We start from the raw sequence: 22,120 nt of genomic DNA, 5'->3' as shown, positions 1-22,120 counted from the left end.
CCGCCGTCGGACGGGTGCAATACGCTCCCGGCCATGTCGTGGACGCGCGGACTGCTCGCAGAGCTCGCGGTGGGTGCCCTGTTCGGCGGCTCGGCGGGCTGCGGCCCGGGTGACGCGCGCGAGCGGGGGAGCGAGGTGTCGGTTTCGCCGGTGGGCAAGGTGCTGGACGACACGGACGAGGAGGGACGGCACTACCGTGAGGTCGACGAGAAGAGCGCGCCCCAGGTGGCGATCCAGGTGCAGCCCGACCCCGGTGACGACTGGGACGCGCGGCTGACCGTCCACAACTTCCGCCTCTCGCCCGACGGAACGCGGCCGGTGGCCGAGGCCGGTCGCGGTGTCGTCCGGCTCTACCTGGACGGACGCGCTCTCACCCGGCTGAGGGTCGTCGACTACCACCTTCCCGCCAGGCTCGTCCCGCGCGGCACGCACCATGTGACGTCCCGGCTGTACGCGGACGACCGGACGGTGTGGGCGGTGCACGGCAAGCCCGTGGAGAGCACCGCGGACATCACCGCGTCCGGTGCCGGGACGACGGCGAACCGGGAGGAGGAGTGACCGCGGGGGTCGGCCGATGAGTGCTGAGCCCACCGGTTTCCGTACGGACGGGCGAGATTCACCGGTCCCTGGCGGAGAGGCATCATGAAGCCCGTGCCCCGAGCGACATCGCTGCGCCGTGCGCCCGTCCAACGCCGCAGCGCCGAACGACTGACCAGAATCCTCGACGCCTGCGCCGAACTCCTCGACGAGGTCGGCTATGACGCCCTGAGCACCCGGGCGGTGGCGCTGCGCGCGGGTGTGCCCATCGGCTCCGTCTATCGCTTCTTCGGCAACAAGCGGGCGATGGCCGACGCCCTCGCGGAACGCAACCTGGAGCGCTACACCGAGCACGTGACCGGCCGTCTGGCGGGCGCGGAGGGCGAGGGGGGCTGGCGCTCGGCCATGGACGTCGTGCTCGACGAGTACCTGGACATGAAGCGCACGGCCCCGGGCTTCTCCCTCGTCGACTTCGGCAACCAGATCCCGGTCGGCTCCCGGTACGGCGAGCCCAACCACCGCGTCGCCGACCGGCTGACGGACCTGCTCTCGGCCTACCTCGACCGCGAACCGGACGACGACCTGCGGCGCACGGTCCTGATCGCCGTGGAGACCGCCGACACCCTGGTCCATCTCGCCTTCCGGGTGGCCCCGGAGGGGGACGAGAAGGTCATCGAGGAGACGCGGGAGTTGCTACGGGCCTATCTGGGCAGGGTGCTCGACTAGTGCCGTGCCGGGCGTCGCGAGGCGGTGAACCTGTCCGGTCGCGGCACCTGGCAGTCACCGGTGGCGGGCGAGCGCGCCGGGGTCCTCGGGGCGGTGACGGCCGGAGCCTGGTCCACCCCTCCCCCTGGTCCATACCGGTCGGTATGCTCGGCCCCGTTCGTGCGTCACCGCCGCCACCCCTATGGGAGGACCCGTGTCCCGCACCGCCCTGCGCATCTGTCCCCTCTGCGAGGCCACCTGCGGACTGACGCTCACCGTCGAGGGTTCCCGTGTCACCGGTGCCCGGGGCGACCGTGACGACGTGTTCAGCCAGGGATTCATCTGCCCGAAGGGCGCCTCCCTCGGGGCCGCCGACTCCGATCCGGACCGGCTGCGCACGCCCCTGGTGCGTCGCGAGGGAGAACTGCACGAGGCCACCTGGGAGGAGGCGTTCGACGCCGTGGCCGCGGGGCTGCGGCCGGTCGTCGAGCGGTACGGGCCGCACGCCGTCGGTGTCGTTCTCGGCAACCCGAACGTGCACACCATGGCCGGTGCTCTCTACCCGACCGTCCTGCTCGCCGGTCTGCGCACCCACAGCCTCTTCACGGCCTCCACACTGGACCAGATACCCAAGCACGTCTCCAGCGGCCTCCTCTACGGGGACGCGAACGCCATCCCCGTGCCCGACCTCGACCGCACGGACCACCTGCTGCTGATCGGCGCCAACCCGCTGGAATCCAACGGGAGTCTGTGCACCGCCCCCGACTTCCCCGGCAAGCTCAAGTCCCTCAGGGCCCGGGGCGGCACCCTCACCGTGATCGACCCGCGCCGCACCCGGACCGCCCGGCTCGCCGACCGGCACGTCGCCGTCCGCCCCGGCACCGACGCGCTGCTCCTCGCCGCGATGGCCGACGTCCTCTTCGAGGAGGACCTCGTCGACCTGGGGGACCTCACCCCGCATGTGCAAGGTGTCGAGGAAGTGGCCGCGGCCGTACGGGACTTCACACCCGAGGCCGCGGCCGGGGCGTGCGGCGTGGAGGCGGACACCATCCGTACCCTCGCCCGCGAGCTGGCCGCCGCACCCACCGCCGCCGTCTACGGCCGCATCGGCAGCTGCACCGTCCCGCACGGCACCCTGGCCAGCTGGCTGGTCGACGTGCTCAACGTCCTCACCGGCAACCTCGACCGGCCCGGCGGCGCCCTCTTCCCGCTGTCGGCCACCGACCGGACGCCCCGGCCCGCTGGGCCGGGCCACGGGTTCGCGCTCGGGCGCTGGCACTCGAGGGTGAGCCGGCACCCGGAGGCCAAGGGCGAACTGCCGATCTCCGCGCTCGCGGAGGAGATCGACACCGCCACCGGCGAGGGCAGCCCGATCCGCGCGGTCATCGCCGTCGCCGCCAACCCGGTGCTCTCCGCGCCGGACGGGGACCGTCTCGACAAGGCGCTCGGCTCGCTGGACTTCATGGTCAGCGTCGACCCGTACCTCAACGAGACCTCGCGCCACGCGCATGTTCTTCTGCCGCCGCCCCCGCCCTCCCAGGCGCCGCACTTCGACTTCGCCTTCAACACCCTGGCCGTGCGCAATCAGGTCCGCTACACCCGTGCCCCCGTCCCCCTGGGGCCGGGGCGCATGGCGGAGACCGAGATCCTCGCGAGGCTGGTGCTCGCCGCGACCGGCATGCACGGCGCCGACCCGGAGGCCGTCGACGCCATGGTCGTCGACCAGACCCTCGCCAGGGCGGTCACCGAGGCCAACTCGCCCGTCCACGGCCGCGACCCGCGCGAGCTGGCCGGTCTGCTCACCGGTGACAGCGGCCCCGAGCGGCGGCTCGACATGATGCTGCGCCTCGGCCCCTACGGCGACGGATTCGGCACCCGGTCCGACGGGCTCAGCCTGGAGAGGCTGCTCGCCCACCCGCACGGCATCGATCTCGGACCGCTCCGATCCCGCCTCCCGCGACCGCTGAAGACGGTGAGCGGAAAGGTCGAACTGCTGCCGCAGCCGATCGCGGACGACCTTCCGCGCCTGAAGCAGGCCCTGGGTGAACGCGCCGACGGTCTGGTGCTCGTGGGGCGGCGTCATCTGCGGTCCAACAACAGCTGGCTGCACAACGTGCCCGCGCTCACCGGCGGATCCAACCGGTGCACCCTGCACATCCACCCCGAGGACGCCGATCGGCTCGGGCTCGTCGACGGCGAGCCGGTGCGGGTCAAGGGGGCGGGCGGGGCGGTCACCGCGCCCGTCGAGGTCACCGACGGCATCCGGCGCGGCGTCGTCAGCCTGCCGCACGGCTGGGGCCACGACCGACCCGGCACCCGGATGAGCCACGCCGCCCTCGACCCGGGCGTCAATGTCAACCAGCTCCTCGACGGCAGCCTTCTCGACCCGCTGTCGGGCAACGCTGTGCTCAACGGCGTACCCGTCGAGCTCGCACCGCTCCACACGCCGGGCTGACCCGGACGGCCACGCTGACTGCCCGCGCCTGGACGGCCTCGTCCTCCATCGCACTCCGCTCGCCCCGAGGCCGGCCCGGGAGACGGACTCGGCGCGCGGTTCGCGGCTCGGGGACGACCGTGGGCTGCCGGCGCGACATCCGATGTGTCGTGGCCCGGGCGTGAGATCGTCGCACCGTGAGCGGGCTCCGCGCCCACGGGCCCGGAGGCCTCTGGCGCGCCAAAACTAACGGCGCTAGTTTGGGGCCGGACGAGGCTGCCCGGCCCGGGAGGAACGACGATGAAGGCACATGACGGCATGTACATCGACGGCGCCTGGCGTCCCGCCGCCGGTCCGGACGTCATCGAGGTGGTGAACCCGGTCGACGAGCAGGTCATCGGCCGGGTCCCGGCCGGGACCGCGGAGGACGTCGACGCCGCCGTGCGTGCCGCCCGCACCGCCCTCCCGGCCTGGTCGGCCACCTCGCCCACCGAGCGCGCCGCCCGGCTCACCGCCCTCCGGGACGTGCTCGTGGCCCGCAAGGACGAGATCGCCGAGACCGTCACCGCCGAGCTCGGCTCACCACTGCCGTTCTCACAGAACGTCCACGTGGGCATGCCCATCATGGTCGCCGGCTCGTACGCCGAACTGGCCGCCACCCACGCCTTCGAGGAAAAGGTCGGCAACTCCACCGTCTACCAGGAGCCGGTCGGGGTCGTGGGCGCCATCACCCCCTGGAACTACCCTCTCCACCAGGTCGTCGCCAAGGTCGCCCCGGCCCTGGCGGCGGGCTGCACGGTCGTCCTCAAGCCCGCCGAGGACACCCCGCTCACCGCCCAGCTCTTCGCGGAGGCGGTCCACGAGGCGGGCGTGCCGGCCGGGGTGTTCAACCTCGTCACCGGACTCGGCCCGGTCGCGGGCCAGGAGCTGGCCGCGCACCAGGGCGTCGACCTGGTCTCCTTCACCGGCTCCACCGCGGTCGGCCGGCAGATCGGCGCGACGGCCGGAGCCGCCGTCAAGAAGGTCGCACTGGAGCTGGGTGGCAAGTCCGCGAACGTCATCCTGCCGAGCGCGGACCTCGCCAGGGCCGTGAACGTCGGCGTCGCCAACGTCATGTCCAACTCCGGCCAGACGTGCAGCGCCTGGACGAGGATGCTGGTGCACCGAGAGCAGTACGAGGAGGCGCTCGAGCTCGCCGCCGCGGCCGCGGCGAAGTACGGCGACCGCATCGGCCCGGTGGTGAACGCCAAGCAGCAGGCGCGGGTGCGGGGTTACATCGAGAAGGGCATCGAGGAGGGCGCGCGCCTGATCGCGGGCGGCCCCGGATCCCCGCGTGAGCGCGGCTACTTCGTCCGGCCCACGGTCTTCGCCGACGTGAGTCCGGACATGACGATCGCCCAGGAGGAGATCTTCGGCCCGGTGCTCTCCGTCCTGCGCTACGAGGACGAGGACGACGCCCTGCGTATCGCCAACGGCACCGTGTACGGACTCGCGGGCGCCGTCTGGGCGGGCGACGACGCGGAGGCTGCCGCGTTCGCGCGGCGGCTCGAGACCGGGCAGGTCGACATCAACGGCGGACGCTTCAATCCCCTTGCGCCCTTCGGCGGTTACAAGCAGTCCGGGGTGGGCCGTGAACTGGGTGCGCACGGGCTCGCCGAGTACCTCCAGACCAAGTCCCTCCAGTTCCAGGAGCGCTGAGCCAGATGGTCCGTGCCGCCGTCCTGCCCGCCGTCGGTGCCCCGCTCGAGGTCACCGGCATCGAACTTCCCGAGCCGGGCCCCGGCCAGGTCCGGGTCCGATTGGCCGCCGCCGGGGTCTGCCACTCCGATCTGTCCTTGTCCAACGGCACCATGCGGGTGCCGGTACCCGCGGTGCTCGGCCACGAGGGCGCGGGAACCGTGGTGGCGGTGGGGGACGGGGTCACCCATGTCGCGCCGGGCGACGGCGTGGTCCTCAACTGGGCCCCCTCCTGCGGGACCTGTCACGTCTGCACGCTGGGAGAGGTGTGGCTGTGCGCGAACGCCCTGGCCGGCTCCGGTGACGTCCACGCCCGCCGTGGCGACGACGGCACCGACCTGTATCCAGGTCTGAACGTCGCCGCGTTCGCGGAGGAGACGGTGGTGGCGGCGTCCTGTGTGCTGCCGGTGCCCGACGGTGTGCCGCTCGCCGACGCGGCCCTGCTGGGCTGTGCCGTGCTCACGGGATACGGCGCCGTGCACCACGCGGCGAAGGTCCTGCCCGGGGAGACCGTGGCGGTCTTCGGTGCGGGCGGCGTGGGCCTGGCGGCACTGCAGTCCGCACGGATCGCGGGGGCGGAGCGGATCATCGCGGTGGACGTGTCCCCCGACAAGGAGGAACTGGCGCGGCGTGCGGGCGCCACCGACTTCGTGCTCGCCTCCGACACCACACACCGTGAGATCCGCGGCCTGACGGACAAGCAGGGCGTCGACGTGGCCGTGGAATGCGTGGGCCGCGCCGTCACCATCCGCGCGGCATGGGACTCCACGCGCCGCGGCGGCCGTACCACGGTCGTAGGCATCGGGGGCAAGGACCAGCAGGTCACGTTCAACGCCCTGGAGATCTTCCACTGGGGCCGCACGCTCTCGGGCTGTGTCTACGGCAACTCCGACCCGGCCGAGGACCTGCCGGTCCTGGCGGAGCACGTGCGGGCCGGGCGCCTGGACCTGGGCGCGCTGGTGACCGAGCGGATCGCGCTGGAGGGGATCCCCGCGGCGTTCGAGAACATGCTGGCGGGCAAGGGAGGTCGCGCGCTGGTGGTGTTCTAGGACTCCGCTGCCGGTACCGTCGCGCGCGGCTTCGGGACCGGTACCGTCCGGCATGGGCGCGACCGGGAGACCGCCACGCCGGCCAGGCCCAGCACGCCACCTTCGAGCGTCAGCAGCCCCGGCACCTCACCCAGGAAGAGCCACCGCCCGCTCGGAACCGATGCGCACGCACCAGCCGGCCTCCAGGGCGGGCCGGCACAGGGTCGCGCCCGCCGCGCCCGCGAGATGGGGACGGCGCTCGGTCCAGTCGAGGCAGGCGCGGACCAGCGGGCGGCGGCCCCGGCGGTCGAGATCGATCCCGGCGGCGTCGAACCACGCCATGCCCGCGTCGGTGAGCGCGAACCCGGTGTCCTGGCGCAGCAACCCGCCCGCCGTCAGCGCATCGGTGACGGCGATGCCCAGCCGACTACCCGGGACGCCGTGACTGCTCGTACTGCCGCTCCAGCCCGTCCAGCAGCGCCTTCAGGCCCGTCTCGAAGGCGCGTTCGTCGATCTTCACCTGCTGCTCGGCGAGGAGATGAGCCTGGCCGAGGTGGGGGTAGTCGGCCGGGTCGTACGCCGTCTCGTCGTCGACGAAGCCGCCCGCGAAGGAGCCGAGTGCGGAGCCCATGACGAAGTAACGCATCAGCGCGCCGATGGAGGTCGCCTGCGCGGCCGGCCAGCCCGCGTCCACCATCGCGCCGTAGACGGCGTCCGCGAGGCGCAGCGCGGCCGGGCGGCGGCCGGGGCCGTGCGCGAGGACCGGCACGATGTTGGGGTGCTCGCGCAGCGCCGCCCGGTAGGAGACCGCCCAGTCGTGCAGCGCCGTCCGCCAGTCCCGGCCGTCCTCGAACATCGACAGGTCGACCTGGGCGCTGACCGAGTCGGCCACCGCCTCCAGGATCTGGTCCTTCGTACGGAAGTGGTTGTAGAGCGAGGGCCCGCTGACCCCGAGTTCGGCGGCGAGCCGTCGCGTGGAGACGGCCGCGAGGCCCTCCGAGTCCACCAGTGACCGCGCCGTGGCGACGATGCGGTCGGTGCTGAGGAGGGGCTTGCGGGGTCGGGCCATGGCGCACATAGTAGGGCTGCCCTCCGAAACTAGCAGTGCTAATTTAAATGTGCGGCATTCAATGACCATCCGGACCTTCCCTTGGGGTGACGCATCGTGAACCTGGAGCTCAGCGAGGAGCAGGTCGCCGTCCGGCGGCTGGCAGAGGACTTCGTGGAGCGTGAGATCGCTCCGCACGTGGTCGCCTGGGACCGGGCCGAGGAGGTCGACCGGTCGATCGTGAAGAAGCTGGGCCAGGTCGGGTTCCTCGGCCTCACCATCGGCGAGGAGTACGGCGGGTCGGGCGGCGACCATCTCGCGTACTGCCTGGTGACCGAGGAGCTGGGCCGCGGCGACTCGTCCGTGCGCGGGATCGTGTCCGTCTCGCTGGGGCTCGTCGCCAAGTCCATCGCGACCTGGGGGAGCGAGGAACAGAAGCGGCGGTGGCTGCCCGGACTCACCTCCGGCGAGTACGTCGGCTGCTTCGGGCTCACCGAGCCGGGCACCGGTTCCGACGCGGGCAATCTCGCCACGAGGGCGGTTCGGGACGGCGACGACTACGTGATCAACGGCACCAAGATGTTCATCACCAACGGCACCTGGGCCGACGTCGTGCTGCTGTTCGCCCGCTCCACGGACGCCCCCGGCCACAAGGGCGTGTCCGCCTTCCTCGTACCGACCGACACGCCGGGGCTCACCCGCCGCACCATCCACGGCAAGCTCGGACTGCGCGGCCAGGCCACCGCCGAGCTGGTCCTCGAGGACGTCCGGGTGCCTGCCTCCGCGATGCTGGCACCCGAGGGCAAGGGTTTCTCCGTCGCCATGTCGGCCCTCGCCAAGGGGCGCATGTCGGTCGCGGCGGGCTGTGTCGGCATAGCCAGGGCCGCCCTGGACGCGGCCGTCCGGTACGCCACGGAGCGCGAACAGTTCGGCAGGACCATCGCCCATCACCAGCTGGTGCAGGAACTGATCAGTGACATCTCCGTCGACGTGGACGCGGCGCGGCTGCTCACGTGGCGCGTCGCGGATCTGATCGACCGGGGCCTGCCCTTCGCCGTGGAGTCCTCCAAGGCGAAGCTCTTCGCCTCCGAGGCGGCCGTACGCGCCGCCAACAACGCCCTCCAGGTCTTCGGCGGCTACGGGTACATCGACGAGTACCCGGCGGGCAAACTCCTGCGCGACGCCCGGGTGATGACCCTGTACGAGGGCACGAGCCAGATCCAGAAACTGGTCATCGGGCGAGCGCTGACCGGGGTCTCGGCGTTCTGAGTACCGGTCTGAGTACGTCGGCGGATGTGATGCGCGCCACGTCCGCCGATCCTGGTCCGCATGAGTGACACACCGGTCAAGCAGCAGAACACGGCCGCCTTCTACGGTCAGGCCGTCGCGTCCTTCTCCGTCGCCATGGCGGCGACCGCCATCGGCATCGTCAGGCTGAACGCCGATGCCTGGGTGCGGGCCTTCCTGGGCATCGCCGTCCTGTACCTGGTCACCTCCGCCTTCACGCTGGCCAAGGTGATCCGGGACCGGCAGGAGGCCGGTCAGCTCGTCAGCCGTGTCGACCAGGCGCGGCTGGAGAAGCTGCTCGCCGAGCACGACCCCTTCGAGAAACTCTGAACGCGGAGCACGCCGCTGAGCGGGCAGACTAAGCGCCCGCTCAGCTTCGGGGGTATGGTGTTCGTCCTGCCATCGGAAGGGGCGAGCGATGAGTACGGCGGAGGAGATGGCCGGCGGCGAGGCGGAGCCGTGGGTCGAGGTGACGCCGGACGCGGCCCGGCGACTGCTGGTCGCCGCGGTCGAGGCCTTCGCCGAGCGTGGCTACCACGCCACGACGACGCGCGACATCGCGGGACGCGCCGGCATGAGCCCGGCCGCGCTCTACATCCACTACAAGACCAAGGAAGAGCTGCTCCACCGCATCAGCCGGATCGGCCACGAGAAGGCCCTCGAGATCCTGCGCACGGCGTCACGGCGCGAAGGCAGCGCGACGGAGCGGCTCGCCGACGCCGTGAGCTCCTTCGTCCGCTGGCACGCCGGACGGCGCACCACCGCCCGGGTGGTGCAGTACGAACTCGACGCGCTCGGCCCGGAGGCCCGCGCGGAGATCGTCGCGCTGCGTCGCCAGTGCGACGCCGAGGTGCGCGGCATCATCGAAGAGGGCGTGGCCTCCGGCGAGTTCGACGTGCTGGACGTCTGGGCCACCACGCTCGCCGTGCTTTCGCTCTGCATCGACGTCGCTCGCTGGTTCAACATCGAGGGTCCGCGCACACCCGACGAGGTCGGCGCGCTCTACGCCGACCTCGTCCTGCGGATGGTGGGGGCAGGGGCGCGGTTCCCCCGGGCTCAGAGGTAGTAGCGCGACACCGACTCCGCCACGCACACCGGCTTGTCGCCGCCCTCGCGCTCCACGGTGAAGGCGATGATCACCTGGATCCCGCCGGGCACGTCCTCCACACCGGTGATCGTCGCGGTGGCGCGCAGCCGCGACCCGACCGGAACGGGGGCGGGGAAGCGGACCTTGTTCGCCCCGTAGTTCAGGCCCATCTTCACGTCCTCGACGCTGATCAGCTGGGGCCCGAAGAGCGGGAGCAGCGACAGCGTGAGATAGCCGTGCGCGATGGTCGTCCCGAAGGGGCCCGCGGCCGCCTTCTCGGGGTCGACGTGGATCCACTGGTGGTCGCCCGTGGCGTCCGCGAACAGATCGATGCGCTTCTGGTCGATCTCCAGCCAGTCGGTGTACCCCAGCTGCTCGCCCACCGCCGCCTTCAGCTCGTCGGCCGACGTGAAGATCCTCGGTTCTGCCATGTTCCCGGCCTTTCGCATCACGATGTCACCATGCTAAGCAACTGCTTAGCATGGCCGGGTCCCATAGACATGTCAACGGACCGGGCGTGCTGCACCGTCGGTAGGCTCTGAGGGGTGCCCCAGATCCCCGGGAAGATCCACGAGCTGACCGTCGGCCAGCTGGCCGCGCGCAGCGGCGCCGCCGTCTCCGCCCTGCACTTCTACGAGTCCAAGGGCCTGATCAGCAGCCGCCGCACGGCGGGCAACCAGCGCCGATACCAGCGCGACGCGCTGCGCCGGGTCGCCTTCGTGCGCGCCGCCCAGCGCGTCGGCATCCCGCTGGCCACCATCCGCGAAGCCCTCGCCGAACTCCCCGAGGAGCGCACCCCCACCCGTGAGGACTGGGCGCGGCTCTCGGCGGCCTGGCGCGCCGAACTCGACGAGCGCATCAGCCAGCTGAACCGGCTCCGTGACCACCTCACGGACTGCATCGGCTGTGGCTGCCTGTCCCTGGAGACATGCATCCTGTCCAACCCGGACGACGTCTTCGGTGAAGGGCACTCGGGCTCGCGCCTGATGGTCGAGCGCGGGACCGGTCGGCAGAAGCGGAAACGGGGGGAGGAGCCGGAGGCCTGCCGCTGAGCGGCAGGCCTCGGGCTCGTGGGTGCCGGACCGCGCGGCCCGGCACCCGTCGGCCCCGGGTACCGACCGGCGCGGCCACCCGTCGTTCGTCCTTCCGCGCCGAACGGGCCGGGCCTCCTGCCTCACTCGTACTCCGTCCCGCCCTTCCGCGTCGGGTACGCAGCCGCCGAATCGGGCAGCACCGCCGGCGACAAGGCCACGGCTGTGCACTCGGCCGCTCCCCGGGGCCCGTTCAGGCCGACCTGCGGCATGTCATCGACGGTGCCGCACGCCGCTGACAGCGGGGGGTGCGGCATCCTCGGCCGACCCCCGCACCCCAGGGCTCTTCGTCACGCCGACACCAGCAGCCGCGCGCGCCTGGACTCCGCCAGGGCTTCGGGCGTCAGCAAGGGAGTCGGCACCACGACGCCGCAGTCCGTGCAGACCGGACTCGACGAAGGCTCGTGGGTCAGGTCGTACGTCCATACGAGTCGCTCGCCGGCGCACACCGGGCAGACCGAGCCCGGCTCACGCTCCAGCGCGGCGATGAGCCGGCGCAGTACCTCGGCCAGCGGTTCATGAGGGTGGACGCGCGGGTCGTCGCACCAGGCGACCCCGAAACCGCCCCAGGTCAGCCGGTGCCAGTCGTCCACACTGCCCGGCCTGCGCAGTCCGTCGTGCTTCTCCCTCTTGCGGCGTTCGGTGAACTCGGCTTCGTAGGCGAGCCAGACGGAGCGGGCCTCCTCCAGTTCCTCCAGTGCGGCCACGAGCCGCGCCGGATCGGGGGAACGGTCCTCGGGTCCGAACCCGGCCCGGGAGCACAGATGGTCCCAGGTCGCCCGATGCCCGTAGGGGGCGAACTTCTCAAGGCACTTGCGCAGTGAGTAGCGGCGTAGTGCCAGATCGCACCGCGGATCGCGAACCTGTCTCGCCAGACTCCTGAATCCGGCCATCGCCCTGCACCTCCGTCACACCTGTACCTGTACTCCGGTCACTTCGGCGTCGTCGTACGGACGTCGCCGAATAGACGTATCGACAGTCGATTCGGCTCCATCCGATGTTCGATGACCTCCAAAAAACGCCTGCCAACCAGTTGAAAAGTGACGCATGTTCACCTTCAATCGCGGGGGGTACCGGCGGTAACGTCTGCCCACCCCCTCCCCCAGGCTCTCGGGTCGCTCGAGCAAGGGGGGGACCCCATCGTCGGGAGGAGCTGCCATGCCACGGCGCACCCCACGCAACGCCCTCGACAGACTGAGAACTCCTCGCAGATTTCCGAAGTTCCTCAAGACCGCCGCGATATGCATCCTCGTGGGCGGTCTTTTCTCGCCGATCTCCCAGGCGGCCGCGGCCGACACCGCGGTCGCCGGCGACTACTGCGGCGGCCAGTGCTCGGACATCCTCCCGCCGGGCGAGAACGGCAACGCCACGCTCGCCCAGATCCTCCTCAACCAGGCCTTCGGTACCCAGCCGGCTCACGCCGAGGACCAGCTCGGCCCTTACGCGGGCCTGGTCACCGGCTACTCCACGCTCACCGACGCGAAGATCAACTCCTTCTTCAACGACGCGTCGTTCGGCGTGCCTTCCGATCAGATCGCCTCGAGTGAGAAGCCCGCGGGCCGCAGCGACGTGACGATCGTCCGCGACAAGAAGTCGGGCGTCCCGCACATCACCGGTACCACTCGATACGGCACCGAGTTCGGCGCCGGTTATGCCGCCGCCGAGGACCGGCTGTGGCTGATGGACGTCTTCCGCCACGTCGGACGCGGCCGGCTGACCTCCTTCGCGGGCGGCGCGGCGTCCAACCAGGGCCTGGAGCAGGAGTTCTGGCGCAATGCGCCCTACACCGAGGCCGATCTGCAGGCCCAGATCGACAACGCGGTGGCCGCCGCAGGCGACCGCGGCCGGCAGGCCCTCGCCGACGTCAGCGCCTACCTGGACGGGGTCAACTCCTACATCGACGCCTCCGACAGCGGCCGCTATTTCCCCGGTGAGTACGTTCTGACCGGGCACAAGGATTCCATCACCAACGCCGGCACCATCGACCACTTCAAGGTCACCGACCTGGTCGCGCTCGCCTCCGTGGTCGGCGCGCTCTTCGGCTCGGGAGGCGGCGGAGAGGTCAACAACGCGATCTCCCTGCTCGCCGCCCAGTCCACGTACGGAGTGGAGCAGGGCACCAAGGTCTGGGAGTCCTTCCGAGAGCGCAACGACCCCGAGGCCGTCCTCACCGTCCACAACGGCGAGAGCTTCCCGTACGCGACGAAACCCGACAGCCCCCAGGGCGGGGCACTGCCCGGGGCCGGCTCGGTGAGCCGGGAGCCGCTCGTCTACGACCGCACGGGGAGCGCGGGCACCTCCAGCGCCGCCCGAGCCTCGAAGACCGCGGCCACCACGGCCCTGACCTCCGCCAAGCGCGGCATGTCCAACGCCCTCGTGGTCAGCGGCAAGTACACCGCGAGCGGCCACCCGATCGCCGTGTTCGGGCCGCAGACCGGCTACTTCGCGCCCCAGCTGCTCATGCTCCAGGAGATCCAGGGGCCGGGCATCAGCGCCCGCGGCGCCTCCTTCGCAGGCCTGAGCATGTACGTCGAACTGGGCCGCGGTCAGGACTACGCGTGGAGCGCCACGACCTCCGGTCAGGACGTCATCGACACCTACGCGGTCGAGCTGTGCCAGGACGACCACCACTACCTGTACCACGGCACCTGCACGGCCATGGACAAGGTCGAGCAGAAGAACTCCTGGTCCCCGACCGTCGCCGACGGAACCGCGGCCGGCTCCTACACGATGCGGGTCTGGCGCACGAAGTACGGGCCGGTGGAGTACCGCGCCACGGTCGGCGGCAAGAAGGTCGCCTACACCACCCTGCGCTCGTCCTACCTGCACGAGGTCGACTCGATCATCGGCTTCCAGATGCTCAACGACCCCGACTACGTCAAGGGCCCGCAGGACTTCCAGAGCGCGGTGCAGCACATCAACTTCACCTTCAACTGGTTCTACGCCGACTCCCGGCACACCGCGTACTACAACAGCGGTGACAACCCGGTGCGGGCGAGTGGCGTCGACGCCGAGTTCCCGGTGTGGGCGCGGGCGCCGTACGAGTGGAGGAACTGGGACCCGACAACGAACACGGCCGACTACACGCCGGCCTCCCAGCACCCCAACTCCATCGACCAGGACTACTCCATCTCCTGGAACAACAAGCAGGCCAAGGACTACACGACCGTTCCCTGGGGCGACGGCTCGGTCCATCGCGGCAACCTGCTGGAGGACCGGGTGAAGAAGCTCGTCGCGGCGGGCGGTGTGACCCGGTCGTCCCTGGTGAAGGCGATGGCGGACGCGGCTCTCGCCGATCTGCGCGCCGAGGACGTGCTGCCCGATCTGCTGAAGGTCGTGAACAGCTCGACGGTGACCGATCCCACGGCCGCCGCGGCGGTGAGCAAGCTGTCCGCGTGGGTGTCGGCGGGAGCCAAGCGCACGGAGACCTCGGCCGGTTCGAAGAGGTACGCCGACGCCGACGCGATCCGGATTCTGGACGCCTGGTGGCCGCTGCTGGTGAAGGCCGAGTTCGAGCCGGGACTCGGCGGCGACCTGTACACGGCCTTCACCGCCAACCTGCCGGTCGACGAGTCGCCCTCGGCAGCGCACGGCCCGACCGGTTCGCATGCCGGAAGCTCCTTCCAGTACGGCTGGTGGAGTTATGTCGACAAGGACATCCGGGCGGTGCTCGGTGAGTCGGTCCAGGGCCCGTTGGCGCAGAAGTACTGCGGAGGCGGCGACTTCGGAGCCTGCCGGGACGTCCTGATCGGCACGTTGAAGCAGGCCGCCGGAATGACGGCGTCCCAGGTGTACCCCGGCGACGACCAGTGCTCGGCGGGTGACCAGTGGTGCGCCGACTCGATCGTCCAGCGCACCCTCGGCGGTATCAAGCACGGCAAGATCAGCTGGCAGAACCGGCCGACGTACCAGCAGGTGGTGGAGTTCACGTCGCACCGGTAGGTGATCCCGAGCGGCGGCGGGTCAGCTCACCCGGCCCGCCGCCAGCACCACCTGGGCCAGTTCCCGGTGGACGATGTCGCTGTGGGCGCCGGACGGCGGTCCCCCGTGGCGGACCACGGCGGACGCGTCGATGTTCACACATCCCGAGGCCGGCAGTTTCCTCTTCAGCGCGTCGGCGAGCGCGAGCCGCTGGGTGCCGTCCACCGCCTGCACCCCGTCGTGCCCCATCGCCCCCCACTTCGGCCCCAGGACACGTCCGATGCCGAACTCCTCGGCGATGCCCGGGGCCTCGCCGGCCATCGAGCGGTCGTCCCCGGCCATCCGTGACGCCAGTGGGTACAGCGTGCCGAGGGCCGAGTCGAAGCGGGAGTAACAGCACACCAGGGGCCCGTCGATGCGGTGCTGGCACCCGCTGAGGGCGCCCTCGGCGTGCGGAGCGTCGGGCAGCCGGGGCGCGAAGGCGTAGTGGGAGAAGGCTCCCTGGAGGAGCGTCACGGACTTCACGCTGTCCACACCCTCCGGCAGCCCGCGCAGCGCGAAGGACACCAGCCGCCCGCCGAAGCTGTGCCCGACCAGATGCACGCGCACGTCCGGCGCGGCCTGAGCCAGCCGTCCGAGCACCGGCCCGAGGCCGTGCTCGCCGACCGCGCCCGCGCGCCGTTTCATCGCGTAGTAGGTGGCCTGCCGCAGCAGTTCGTGCGCCCCGTCCCACAGACCCTTCGGTGTGAACGAGAACGCCTCGGTCCCTGATGCCTCCCCGTCCCCCGACTCCACCCGCTCCAGCGCCCCTGCGAAGTCCCGGCACACCTGCGCCGTGTCCCAGGTCAGCATCCCCGGTTCGACGGCGGACGCCCCCTCCGTGAGCAGGTCTGCGGCGCACGAGGCCTGCGGGCCCTCCGGCCGCACCTCGACGAGCAGCCGAACGAGTCGCCCGAACTCCTCCAGCGAGGGACCGTCGTCCGGGTGCTGTTCCAGCAGCCGGACGATCTGCTCCACCACGGACGCGCGGCCGGGGAACACCTCCAGCAGGGCGCGCCTGCTGTTCTTGTCCAGCTGGGGCCGCGGGGGAACCGGGACGGCGGCGGCCGACGGAGGGAAGTCCGGGATCGGCTCGTCCGCGAACATCATCGACGGCCAGATCACGCCCACGTACCCGAGGCGTGCCTTCGGCGCGAGCGAAGTCACCGGCGCGAAGAAGCGGCCGTAGAGCCGGGTCGCGCCGGAGCGTTCGTTGTTCCAGCCGTGCGCGAAGACCAGCAGGTCCCGCACTCCGCGCCGGGACACGTCCGTGAGCAGCCGGTCCCGCTCCGGCCCGTCCACGTCCCCGTCCGCGTCGAAGGTCAGCTCCCAGTAGGGGCTCACGCCGATTGCCGGTGCCGCCATGGAGGGTCCCCTTGCTCCGAGGTCCAGTGCGCTCCGGGCGCATCGTCCTGCCGGCGGGGACGGTTGGCCATAGGCCACGAATCATCGGTACAGGAGATACCCCTTGCGGATCCGGCGGAAGGCGGCCAGCTCGTCCTGCCAGGCGGCCACCACGTCGTCGGCCGTCGCCCCGGCGTCGATCATCGTGCGCACCCGGGTGGATCCCGTGAGCGTGTCGATCCAGTTGTCGGACCGCCAGGCGAAGCCGCTCCACACCTTCTTCGCGCTCACGAGCAGTGCGATCCCGCTGCGTATGGGGTCGTACGCGGCCCGGTCGTGCACATGGATCTGCAGCCCTCCGACGGTCTTCCCCTGGAACTTGGAGAAGGTGGGGGCGAAGTAGGCCTCCCTGAAGTGCACACCGGGCAGTCCCAGCCGCTCCGCTTCGGCGGCCCACCGCCCGTCGATCCCTTCGGCGCCGAGGAGTTCGAAGGGACGGGTGCTGCCGCGCCCCTCGGACAGGTTCGTGCCCTCGAAGAGGCAGGTCCCCGAGTAGACCAGCGCGGTGTCGGGGGTCGGCATGTTCGGGCTCGGCGGCACCCAGGGCAGCCCGGAGGTGTCGTAGAAGTCCGACCGCTTCCAGCCCGTCATCAGAACGGTCTCCAGTGCGACCGGTGTGGCGAGGAACTCCTCGTTGAACAGCCGCGCCAGCTCCGCCACCGTCATGCCGTGCGCCTGGGAGATCGGCTGCCGTCCCACGAACGTGGCGAACTCCTTGTGCAGGACGGGTCCCTCCGCGGACCGCCCGGTCACCGGGTTCGGCCGGTCGAGGACCACGAACCGCTTGCCCGCGAGCTGTGCCGCCTCCAAGCAGTCGTACAGCGTCCAGATGTAGGTGTAGAAGCGGGCGCCCACGTCCTGGATGTCGAAGACGACCGTGTCCACGCCGGACGCGGTGAAGATGTCCGCGAGTGCCCTGCCGTACGTGTCGTAGACCGGCAGTCCGGTCGCCGGGTCGTCGTAGCGGCCCTCCGAGCCGCCTGCCTGGGCGGTGCCGCGGAATCCGTGTTCGGGTCCGAAGACCGCCATCAGGTTCACCCGGGGGTCGGCGTGCATCACGTCGACGATGTGGCGCACGTCCCTGGTCACCCCGGTGGGATTGGTGACGATGCCGACCCGCCGGCCGTCCAGCAGCGCGTAGCCGTCCGCTTCGAGCCGTTCGAAGCCGGTACGGGTCCGCCGTCCGGCCCCCGTGGTGGACGCGGCGGACGCTGCGGGCGCGGGGAGCGCCACGGACGCAGCGGTCGCGGCCAGCAGCCCTCGTCTGGACAGCCTCATGCGGTGACCTCCGTGATCGACGGAATTCCCATGGTCGCACAAGCTAATGCGCCATCCCGGGCCGCGGAAGGAAGCGGACCGGCCGGATCCGTGACCAGAGGCATAGGCAGCGCCTCTTCCCGCAAAACATACCGACTGGTTAGTCTGACGTCCGCAGCACAGCCGATTCGCGTCGTGCCGAAGGAGACCGATGGTGGAAGCCGTGCGGGATGCGGGAGTGGTCGTCACCGGAGCGGGAGGCGGCATCGGGGCGGCGCTGGCCCGCCGCTTCGCCGCCGAGGGAGCCAGGGTCGTCGTCAACGACCTGGACGCCGACCGGGCGAAGGCCGTGGCCGACGAGGTCGGCGGCATCGCGGTCCCGGGCGACGCCTCCGCGATCGTGTCCGAGGCGCGGGACGCCCTCGGGGGCACGGTGGACGTCTACTGCGCCAACGCGGGGCTCGGCTCGGGCGGCACCGAGGCCGCCGAGGAGGAGGTGTGGGCGCAGGCCTGGGACGTCAACGTCATGGCGCACGTCCGCGCCGCACGCGCCCTCCTGCCCGCCTGGCTGGAGCGGGGCGAGGGCCGGTTCGTCTCCACCGTCTCGGCCGCGGGACTGCTCACCATGATCGGCGCCGCGCCGTACAGCGTCACCAAACACGGGGCCTACGCCTTCGCCGAGTGGCTCTCGCTGACCTACCGGCACCGCGGCCTCAGGGTTCACGCGATCTGTCCCCAGGGTGTCCGCACCGACATGCTCACCGCCTCCGGCAGTGCCGGAGAGCTGGTACTCGCCCCGACCGCCATCGACCCCGAGGACGTCGCCGACGCACTCTTCGCGGGAATCGAGGAGGACCGGTTCCTGATCCTCCCGCATGCCGAGGTCGCCGGGTACTACCAGTCGCGCGCCGGCGAGCCGGACCGATGGCTGGCCGGCATGAATCACATCCAGCAGAGGTGGGAGGCCGCCCGGTGAGCACGTCGCGCTACGCCGCCAAGCCCTGGCTCGACCTGCTCGACGAGGCACAGCGGGCCCCCGTCCGCCCCCCCGACTCGCTGGTGCACGCGTTGCGCGGTGCTCCCGCCGACCGCACCGCTCTCGCCTACTTCGACGGGCGGATCACCTACGCCGAACTGGACGCGCTCACCGACTCCGTCGCCGGACACCTCGCCGCTCGCGGCCTGGAGCGCGGCGACCGCGTCGCGATCCTGCTGCAGAACTCCCCGCACTTCGTGCTCGCCCTCCTCGGCGCCTGGAAGGCGGGAGCGATCGTCGTGCCCGTCAACCCGATGTACAAGTCGGGCGAGGTCACCCATGTCCTGAAGGACTCGGAGGCGGCCGCCCTGGTGTGCTCCGACCGCGCCTGGGAGTCGTATCTGCGCGAGACGGCCGCCGGCTCGTCCGTCCGGATCGTGCTCACCGCCTGCGAACTTGATCTGCAGACCCGCGACGACGCGCGTGTGCTGACCTTCGAGCGGCTCGAGCAGGTCCCTGACGCCGACGACCTGGTCACCGTCGCCCAGCAGGGCCACAAGGCGCCCGAGGGCCGCGACCCGGGCCCGTCCGACATCGCGCTGATCAGCTACACCTCGGGCACCAGTGGCACTCCCAAGGGCGCCACCAACACGCACGGCAACATCATGTACAACGCCGAGCGGCAGCGGACGGGCCTGGGGCTGCCCGAGGCGCCGGTCTACTTCGCCCTGGCACCCCTGTTCCACATCACGGGCATGGTCTGCGAACTGGTCGCCTGTCTCACCAGCGGGGGCACGCTCGTGCTCGCCTACCGCTTCGAGCCGGGCGTCGTCCTCGACGCGTTCGCCGAGCACCGGCCCCACTACACCGTCGGTCCCTCGACCGCCTTCATGGCACTGACGGCCCACCCGGCCGTCACACCGGACCACTTCGCCTCCTTCCGGGTCATCTCCTCCGGCGGGGCCCCGCTGCCGCCCGCCCTGGTGGAGAAGTTCCGGGCCGGTTTCGGGCCGTACATCCGCAACGGCTACGGCCTCACCGAGTGCACGGCCCCCTGTGCCTCCGTGCCGCCCGGCCGGGAGGCACCCGTGGACCCGGTGTCCGGGACGCTGGCCGTGGGCGTGCCGGGTCCCGACACGGTCGTCCGCATCCTCGACGAACGGGGGGAGGAGTTGCCGTTCGGCGAGCAGGGCGAGATCGTCGTACGGGGGCCCCAGGTCGTCCCTGGTTACTGGCGGCGCGCCGAGGCCACCGCCGAGACCTTCCCGGACGGCGAGCTGCGCACCGGCGACATCGGTTTCATGGACGAGCAGGGCTGGCTGTACGTCGTCGACCGCAAGAAGGACATGATCAACGCCTCCGGCTTCAAGGTGTGGCCGCGCGAGGTCGAGGACGTCCTGTACACGCATCCGGCGGTGCGCGAGGCGGCCGTCGTCGGGGTGCCGGACGGATACCGCGGGGAGACCGTCAAGGCCTACATCAGCCTCAGGCCGGGCTCCGAGGCGGACCCGGATGTGCTCGCGGCGTACTGCAAGGAGAGACTGGCCGCTTACAAATACCCGCGTCAGGTGGAGATCCTGCCCGACCTGCCGAAGACGGCGAGTGGGAAGATCCTCCGTCGGGAACTGCGTTCCCGCTCGTAGGCGAGTCGGTGGACGCCCTCGGGGGCGAGCCAGCGGACATCACGGAAGGCAGGTGGCGGCAGTGCCCAGAACGACGGACGGGGACGGCATGCCCGTCCCGCAGCGGCTCCTGGCCGCCGCCACTCGGCTCTTCGCCGACCAGGGGTACGACCGCACGTCCGTGCAGGAGATCGTCGAGGCGGCCGGCGTCACGAAGGGGGCGCTGTACCACTACTTCGGGTCCAAGGACGATCTGCTGCACGAGGTGTACGCGCGCATGCTGCGCGTCCAGCAGGAGCGCCTGGACGCCTTCGCGGACGCCGACGAGCCGGTCGAGAAGCGCCTTCGGGACGCCGCCGCGGACGTCGTCGTCACCACGATCGAGAACCTCGACGACGCGATGATCTTCTTCCGGTCCATGCACCATCTGAGCCCGGAGAAGAACAAGCAGGTGCGCGTCGAGCGGCGGCGCTACCACGAGCGGTTCCGTGCCCTGATCGAGGAAGGCCAGAAGGAGGGCGTGTTCTCCGCCGCGACGCCCGCCGACCTGGTCGTCGACTACCACTTCGGCTCGGTGCACCATCTGTCGACGTGGTACCGGCCGGACGGCCCGCTCAGCCCCCAGCAGGTCGCCGACCACCTGGCGGACCTGCTGCTGCGGGCGCTGCGGCCGTAGCCGCTCGGCGCACATGGGCGAGGGCGGACGCCACCGCGTCCGCCCTCGCCCATGTCTCACAGGTACTTCCGCAGTTCCCGGCGCGCCAGCGACCGCTGGTGCACCTCGTCCGGGCCGTCCGCGATCATCAGCGTGCGCGCCCCCGCGTACAGTTCGGCCAGCGGGAAGTCCTGGCTCACGCCACCCGCGCCGTGCAGCTGGATCGCCTTGTCGATGATGCCGACCACGGTGCGGGGAGTGGCGATCTTGATGGCCTGGATCTCTGTGTGGGCGCCCCTGTTGCCGACCGTGTCCATCATCCATGCCGTCTTCAGGACGAGCAGCCGCATCTGCTCGACGGCCACGCGCGCGTCGGCGATCCAGTTGTGGACCACGCCCTGCTGGGCCAGTGCCTTGCCGAACGCCGTACGCGAGACGGCGCGCCTGCACATCAGCTCGATCGCCCGCTCGGCCATGCCGATCAGCCGCATGCAGTGGTGGATACGTCCGGGACCGAGGCGGGCCTGGGCGATGGCGAAGCCGCCGCCCTCCTCGCCGATCAGGTTCGACACCGGCACACGTGCGTGGTCGAAGACCACTTCGGCATGCCCGCCGTGGTAGTGGTCCTCGTAGCCGAAGACCTGCATCGCGCGCGTGACCGTGACGCCCGGGGTGTCGCGCGGGACCAGCACCATGGACTGCTGACGGCGGAGGTCGGGCCCGTCCGGGTTCGTCTTGCCCATCACGATGAAGATCTTGCAGTCCGGGTTCATCGCTCCGGAGATGTACCACTTGCGGCCCGTGATGACGTATGTGTCGCCGTCCCGCTCGATGTGCGTGGTGATGTTCGTGGCGTCCGAGGAGGCCACCTCGGGCTCGGTCATCGCGAACGCCGAGCGGATCTCCCCGGCGAGCAGCGGCTCGAGCCACTGCTTCCTCTGCCGCTCGTCGCCGAACTGTGCGAGCACCTCCATATTGCCCGTGTCCGGTGCCGCGCAGTTCAGCGCGGTGGGCGCCAGCTGCGGGGAGCGGCCGGTGATCTCGGCGAGCGGGGCGTACTGGAGGTTGGTGAGTCCGGCGCCGTACTCGGAGTCCGGCAGGAACAGGTTCCACAGTCCCTGCCGGCGGGCCTCCGCCTTCAGCTCCTCCACGATCGCGGGGGTGTCCCACGGCGAGGCCAGTCGTGCGCGCTGCTCGTGGGCGACGGTCTCCGCCGGGTAGACGTACTCGTCCATGAAGGCGAGCAGTTTGGCCCGCAGCTCCTCGGTGCGCGCGTCGAATGCGAAGTCCAT

19 protein-coding genes and 1 pseudogene are annotated in these 22,120 nt (G+C 71.1%); 13 read left to right on the top strand and 7 right to left on the bottom strand.

Annotated elements, in window-relative coordinates:
• The first annotated feature begins 33 nt into the window (after positions 1–33).
• The 5 genes from VXC91_RS05105 to VXC91_RS05085 all read left to right on the top strand — a co-directional run bounded on the left by VXC91_RS05105 (position 34) and on the right by VXC91_RS05085 (position 6,462).
• Positions 34–558 (top strand): hypothetical protein, encoded by a 525-nt coding sequence (locus VXC91_RS05105; RefSeq protein ID WP_329505413.1) that lies wholly within the window; start codon positions 34–36, stop codon positions 556–558.
• 84 nt (positions 559–642) lie between these two features.
• Positions 643–1,263, top strand: coding sequence for a TetR/AcrR family transcriptional regulator (locus VXC91_RS05100; protein WP_329505412.1), 621 nt, complete (start codon positions 643–645; stop codon positions 1,261–1,263).
• 193 nt (positions 1,264–1,456) lie between these two features.
• Complete coding sequence (locus VXC91_RS05095; protein WP_329505411.1) at positions 1,457–3,697, top strand: molybdopterin oxidoreductase family protein; 2,241 nt, start codon at positions 1,457–1,459, stop codon at positions 3,695–3,697.
• Positions 3,698–3,976: 279 nt separating this feature from the next.
• Positions 3,977–5,374, top strand: coding sequence for an aldehyde dehydrogenase family protein (locus VXC91_RS05090; RefSeq protein ID WP_329505410.1), 1,398 nt, complete (start codon positions 3,977–3,979; stop codon positions 5,372–5,374).
• Between the two features lie 5 nt (positions 5,375–5,379).
• The gene (locus VXC91_RS05085) at positions 5,380–6,462 is read left to right on the top strand and encodes a Zn-dependent alcohol dehydrogenase (protein WP_329505409.1); all 1,083 of its coding nucleotides are present in this window, start codon (positions 5,380–5,382) and stop codon (positions 6,460–6,462) included.
• A gap of 126 nt (positions 6,463–6,588) precedes the next feature.
• On the opposite strand, the pseudogene VXC91_RS05075 reads toward VXC91_RS05085, so the two are convergent.
• Positions 6,589–6,867, bottom strand: a pseudogene (locus VXC91_RS05075) (transcriptional regulator); the annotation flags it as partial.
• 1 nt (position 6,868) lies between these two features.
• On the bottom strand, positions 6,869–7,510 hold the full coding sequence (locus tag VXC91_RS05070; RefSeq protein WP_329505408.1) for a TetR/AcrR family transcriptional regulator: 642 nt from the start codon (positions 7,508–7,510) through the stop codon (positions 6,869–6,871).
• A 96-nt stretch (positions 7,511–7,606) separates the two neighbouring features.
• Here VXC91_RS05070 and VXC91_RS05065 point away from each other — a divergent pair, with 96 nt between their 5' ends.
• The 3 genes from VXC91_RS05065 (at position 7,607) to VXC91_RS05055 (ending at position 9,842) form a co-directional block, all read left to right on the top strand.
• The gene (locus tag VXC91_RS05065) at positions 7,607–8,758 is read left to right on the top strand and encodes an acyl-CoA dehydrogenase family protein (protein WP_329505407.1); all 1,152 of its coding nucleotides are present in this window, start codon (positions 7,607–7,609) and stop codon (positions 8,756–8,758) included.
• Between the two features lie 60 nt (positions 8,759–8,818).
• Positions 8,819–9,106 carry a YiaA/YiaB family inner membrane protein gene (locus VXC91_RS05060; RefSeq protein ID WP_329505406.1) on the top strand — a complete coding sequence of 96 codons (288 nt, stop codon included), beginning with the start codon at positions 8,819–8,821 and terminating at the stop codon, positions 9,104–9,106.
• 88 nt (positions 9,107–9,194) lie between these two features.
• On the top strand, positions 9,195–9,842 hold the full coding sequence (locus VXC91_RS05055) for a TetR/AcrR family transcriptional regulator (protein ID WP_329505405.1): 648 nt from the start codon (positions 9,195–9,197) through the stop codon (positions 9,840–9,842).
• Here the strand turns inward: VXC91_RS05055 and VXC91_RS05050 are convergent.
• Positions 9,833–10,294: a MaoC family dehydratase gene (locus VXC91_RS05050; RefSeq protein WP_329505404.1), complete on the bottom strand. Its 462-nt coding sequence runs from the start codon at positions 10,292–10,294 to the stop codon at positions 9,833–9,835. The two genes, VXC91_RS05055 and VXC91_RS05050, sit on opposite strands and share 10 nt — an antisense overlap.
• Positions 10,295–10,408: 114 nt before the next feature.
• Here VXC91_RS05050 and soxR point away from each other — a divergent pair, with 114 nt between their 5' ends.
• Complete coding sequence (gene soxR / locus VXC91_RS05045; RefSeq protein WP_329505403.1) at positions 10,409–10,915, top strand: redox-sensitive transcriptional activator SoxR; 507 nt, start codon at positions 10,409–10,411, stop codon at positions 10,913–10,915.
• Between the two features lie 329 nt (positions 10,916–11,244).
• On the opposite strand, the gene VXC91_RS05040 is transcribed toward soxR, so the two are convergent.
• Complete coding sequence (locus tag VXC91_RS05040; RefSeq protein WP_329505402.1) at positions 11,245–11,847, bottom strand: hypothetical protein; 603 nt, start codon at positions 11,845–11,847, stop codon at positions 11,245–11,247.
• Positions 11,848–12,112: 265 nt separating this feature from the next.
• Between VXC91_RS05040 and VXC91_RS05035 the strand changes: the two genes are divergently transcribed.
• Positions 12,113–14,896, top strand: coding sequence for a penicillin acylase family protein (locus VXC91_RS05035; protein ID WP_329505401.1), 2,784 nt, complete (start codon positions 12,113–12,115; stop codon positions 14,894–14,896).
• Positions 14,897–14,917: 21 nt separating this feature from the next.
• On the opposite strand, the gene VXC91_RS05030 is transcribed toward VXC91_RS05035, so the two are convergent.
• A complete protein-coding gene (locus VXC91_RS05030) occupies positions 14,918–16,279 on the bottom strand; it encodes a serine-threonine protein kinase (protein ID WP_329505400.1) in 1,362 nt (453 codons plus the stop codon).
• Between the two features lie 81 nt (positions 16,280–16,360).
• Positions 16,361–17,596: an exo-beta-N-acetylmuramidase NamZ family protein gene (locus tag VXC91_RS05025; protein ID WP_329505399.1), complete on the bottom strand. Its 1,236-nt coding sequence runs from the start codon at positions 17,594–17,596 to the stop codon at positions 16,361–16,363.
• Positions 17,597–17,786: 190 nt separating this feature from the next.
• Here VXC91_RS05025 and VXC91_RS05020 point away from each other — a divergent pair, with 190 nt between their 5' ends.
• From VXC91_RS05020 to VXC91_RS05010, 3 genes are all read left to right on the top strand, one after another.
• On the top strand, positions 17,787–18,551 hold the full coding sequence (locus tag VXC91_RS05020; RefSeq protein WP_329505398.1) for an SDR family oxidoreductase: 765 nt from the start codon (positions 17,787–17,789) through the stop codon (positions 18,549–18,551).
• On the top strand, positions 18,548–20,194 hold the full coding sequence (locus tag VXC91_RS05015) for a class I adenylate-forming enzyme family protein (RefSeq protein WP_329505397.1): 1,647 nt from the start codon (positions 18,548–18,550) through the stop codon (positions 20,192–20,194). Before VXC91_RS05020 ends, VXC91_RS05015 begins: the two co-directional genes overlap by 4 nt.
• Before the next feature lie 61 nt (positions 20,195–20,255).
• The gene (locus tag VXC91_RS05010) at positions 20,256–20,849 is read left to right on the top strand and encodes a TetR/AcrR family transcriptional regulator (protein ID WP_329505396.1); all 594 of its coding nucleotides are present in this window, start codon (positions 20,256–20,258) and stop codon (positions 20,847–20,849) included.
• 56 nt (positions 20,850–20,905) lie between these two features.
• Here VXC91_RS05010 and VXC91_RS05005 read toward each other — a convergent pair whose 3' ends face one another.
• Positions 20,906–22,120, bottom strand: a complete 1,215-nt coding sequence (locus VXC91_RS05005; protein ID WP_329505395.1) for an acyl-CoA dehydrogenase family protein — start codon at positions 22,118–22,120, stop codon at positions 20,906–20,908.

The organism is Streptomyces chiangmaiensis (genome assembly GCF_036281785.1).
Classification (GTDB): domain Bacteria; phylum Actinomycetota; class Actinomycetes; order Streptomycetales; family Streptomycetaceae; genus Streptomyces; species Streptomyces chiangmaiensis.
Note: the sequence above shows the minus strand (reverse complement) of the source record. Positions and strands in the feature narration are given on the sequence as shown.

What these genes read in the sequence shown, in the direction of transcription:
- VXC91_RS05105 (WP_329505413.1), top strand. Translation starts at nt 34, where the DNA reads ATGTCGTGGACGCGCGGACTGCTCGCAGAGCTCGCGGTGGGTGCCCTG.
- VXC91_RS05100 (WP_329505412.1), top strand. Translation starts at nt 643, where the DNA reads ATGAAGCCCGTGCCCCGAGCGACATCGCTGCGCCGTGCGCCCGTCCAA.
- VXC91_RS05090 (WP_329505410.1), top strand. Translation starts at nt 3,977, where the DNA reads ATGAAGGCACATGACGGCATGTACATCGACGGCGCCTGGCGTCCCGCC.
- VXC91_RS05085 (WP_329505409.1), top strand. Translation starts at nt 5,380, where the DNA reads ATGGTCCGTGCCGCCGTCCTGCCCGCCGTCGGTGCCCCGCTCGAGGTC.
- VXC91_RS05070 (WP_329505408.1), bottom strand. Translation starts at nt 7,510, where the DNA reads ATGGCCCGACCCCGCAAGCCCCTCCTCAGCACCGACCGCATCGTCGCC.
- VXC91_RS05060 (WP_329505406.1), top strand. Translation starts at nt 8,819, where the DNA reads ATGAGTGACACACCGGTCAAGCAGCAGAACACGGCCGCCTTCTACGGT.
- VXC91_RS05055 (WP_329505405.1), top strand. Translation starts at nt 9,195, where the DNA reads ATGAGTACGGCGGAGGAGATGGCCGGCGGCGAGGCGGAGCCGTGGGTC.
- VXC91_RS05050 (WP_329505404.1), bottom strand. Translation starts at nt 10,294, where the DNA reads ATGGCAGAACCGAGGATCTTCACGTCGGCCGACGAGCTGAAGGCGGCG.
- VXC91_RS05040 (WP_329505402.1), bottom strand. Translation starts at nt 11,847, where the DNA reads ATGGCCGGATTCAGGAGTCTGGCGAGACAGGTTCGCGATCCGCGGTGC.
- VXC91_RS05035 (WP_329505401.1), top strand. Translation starts at nt 12,113, where the DNA reads ATGCCACGGCGCACCCCACGCAACGCCCTCGACAGACTGAGAACTCCT.
- VXC91_RS05030 (WP_329505400.1), bottom strand. Translation starts at nt 16,279, where the DNA reads ATGGCGGCACCGGCAATCGGCGTGAGCCCCTACTGGGAGCTGACCTTC.
- VXC91_RS05025 (WP_329505399.1), bottom strand. Translation starts at nt 17,596, where the DNA reads ATGAGGCTGTCCAGACGAGGGCTGCTGGCCGCGACCGCTGCGTCCGTG.
- VXC91_RS05020 (WP_329505398.1), top strand. Translation starts at nt 17,787, where the DNA reads ATGGTGGAAGCCGTGCGGGATGCGGGAGTGGTCGTCACCGGAGCGGGA.
- VXC91_RS05005 (WP_329505395.1), bottom strand. Translation starts at nt 22,120, where the DNA reads ATGGACTTCGCATTCGACGCGCGCACCGAGGAGCTGCGGGCCAAACTG.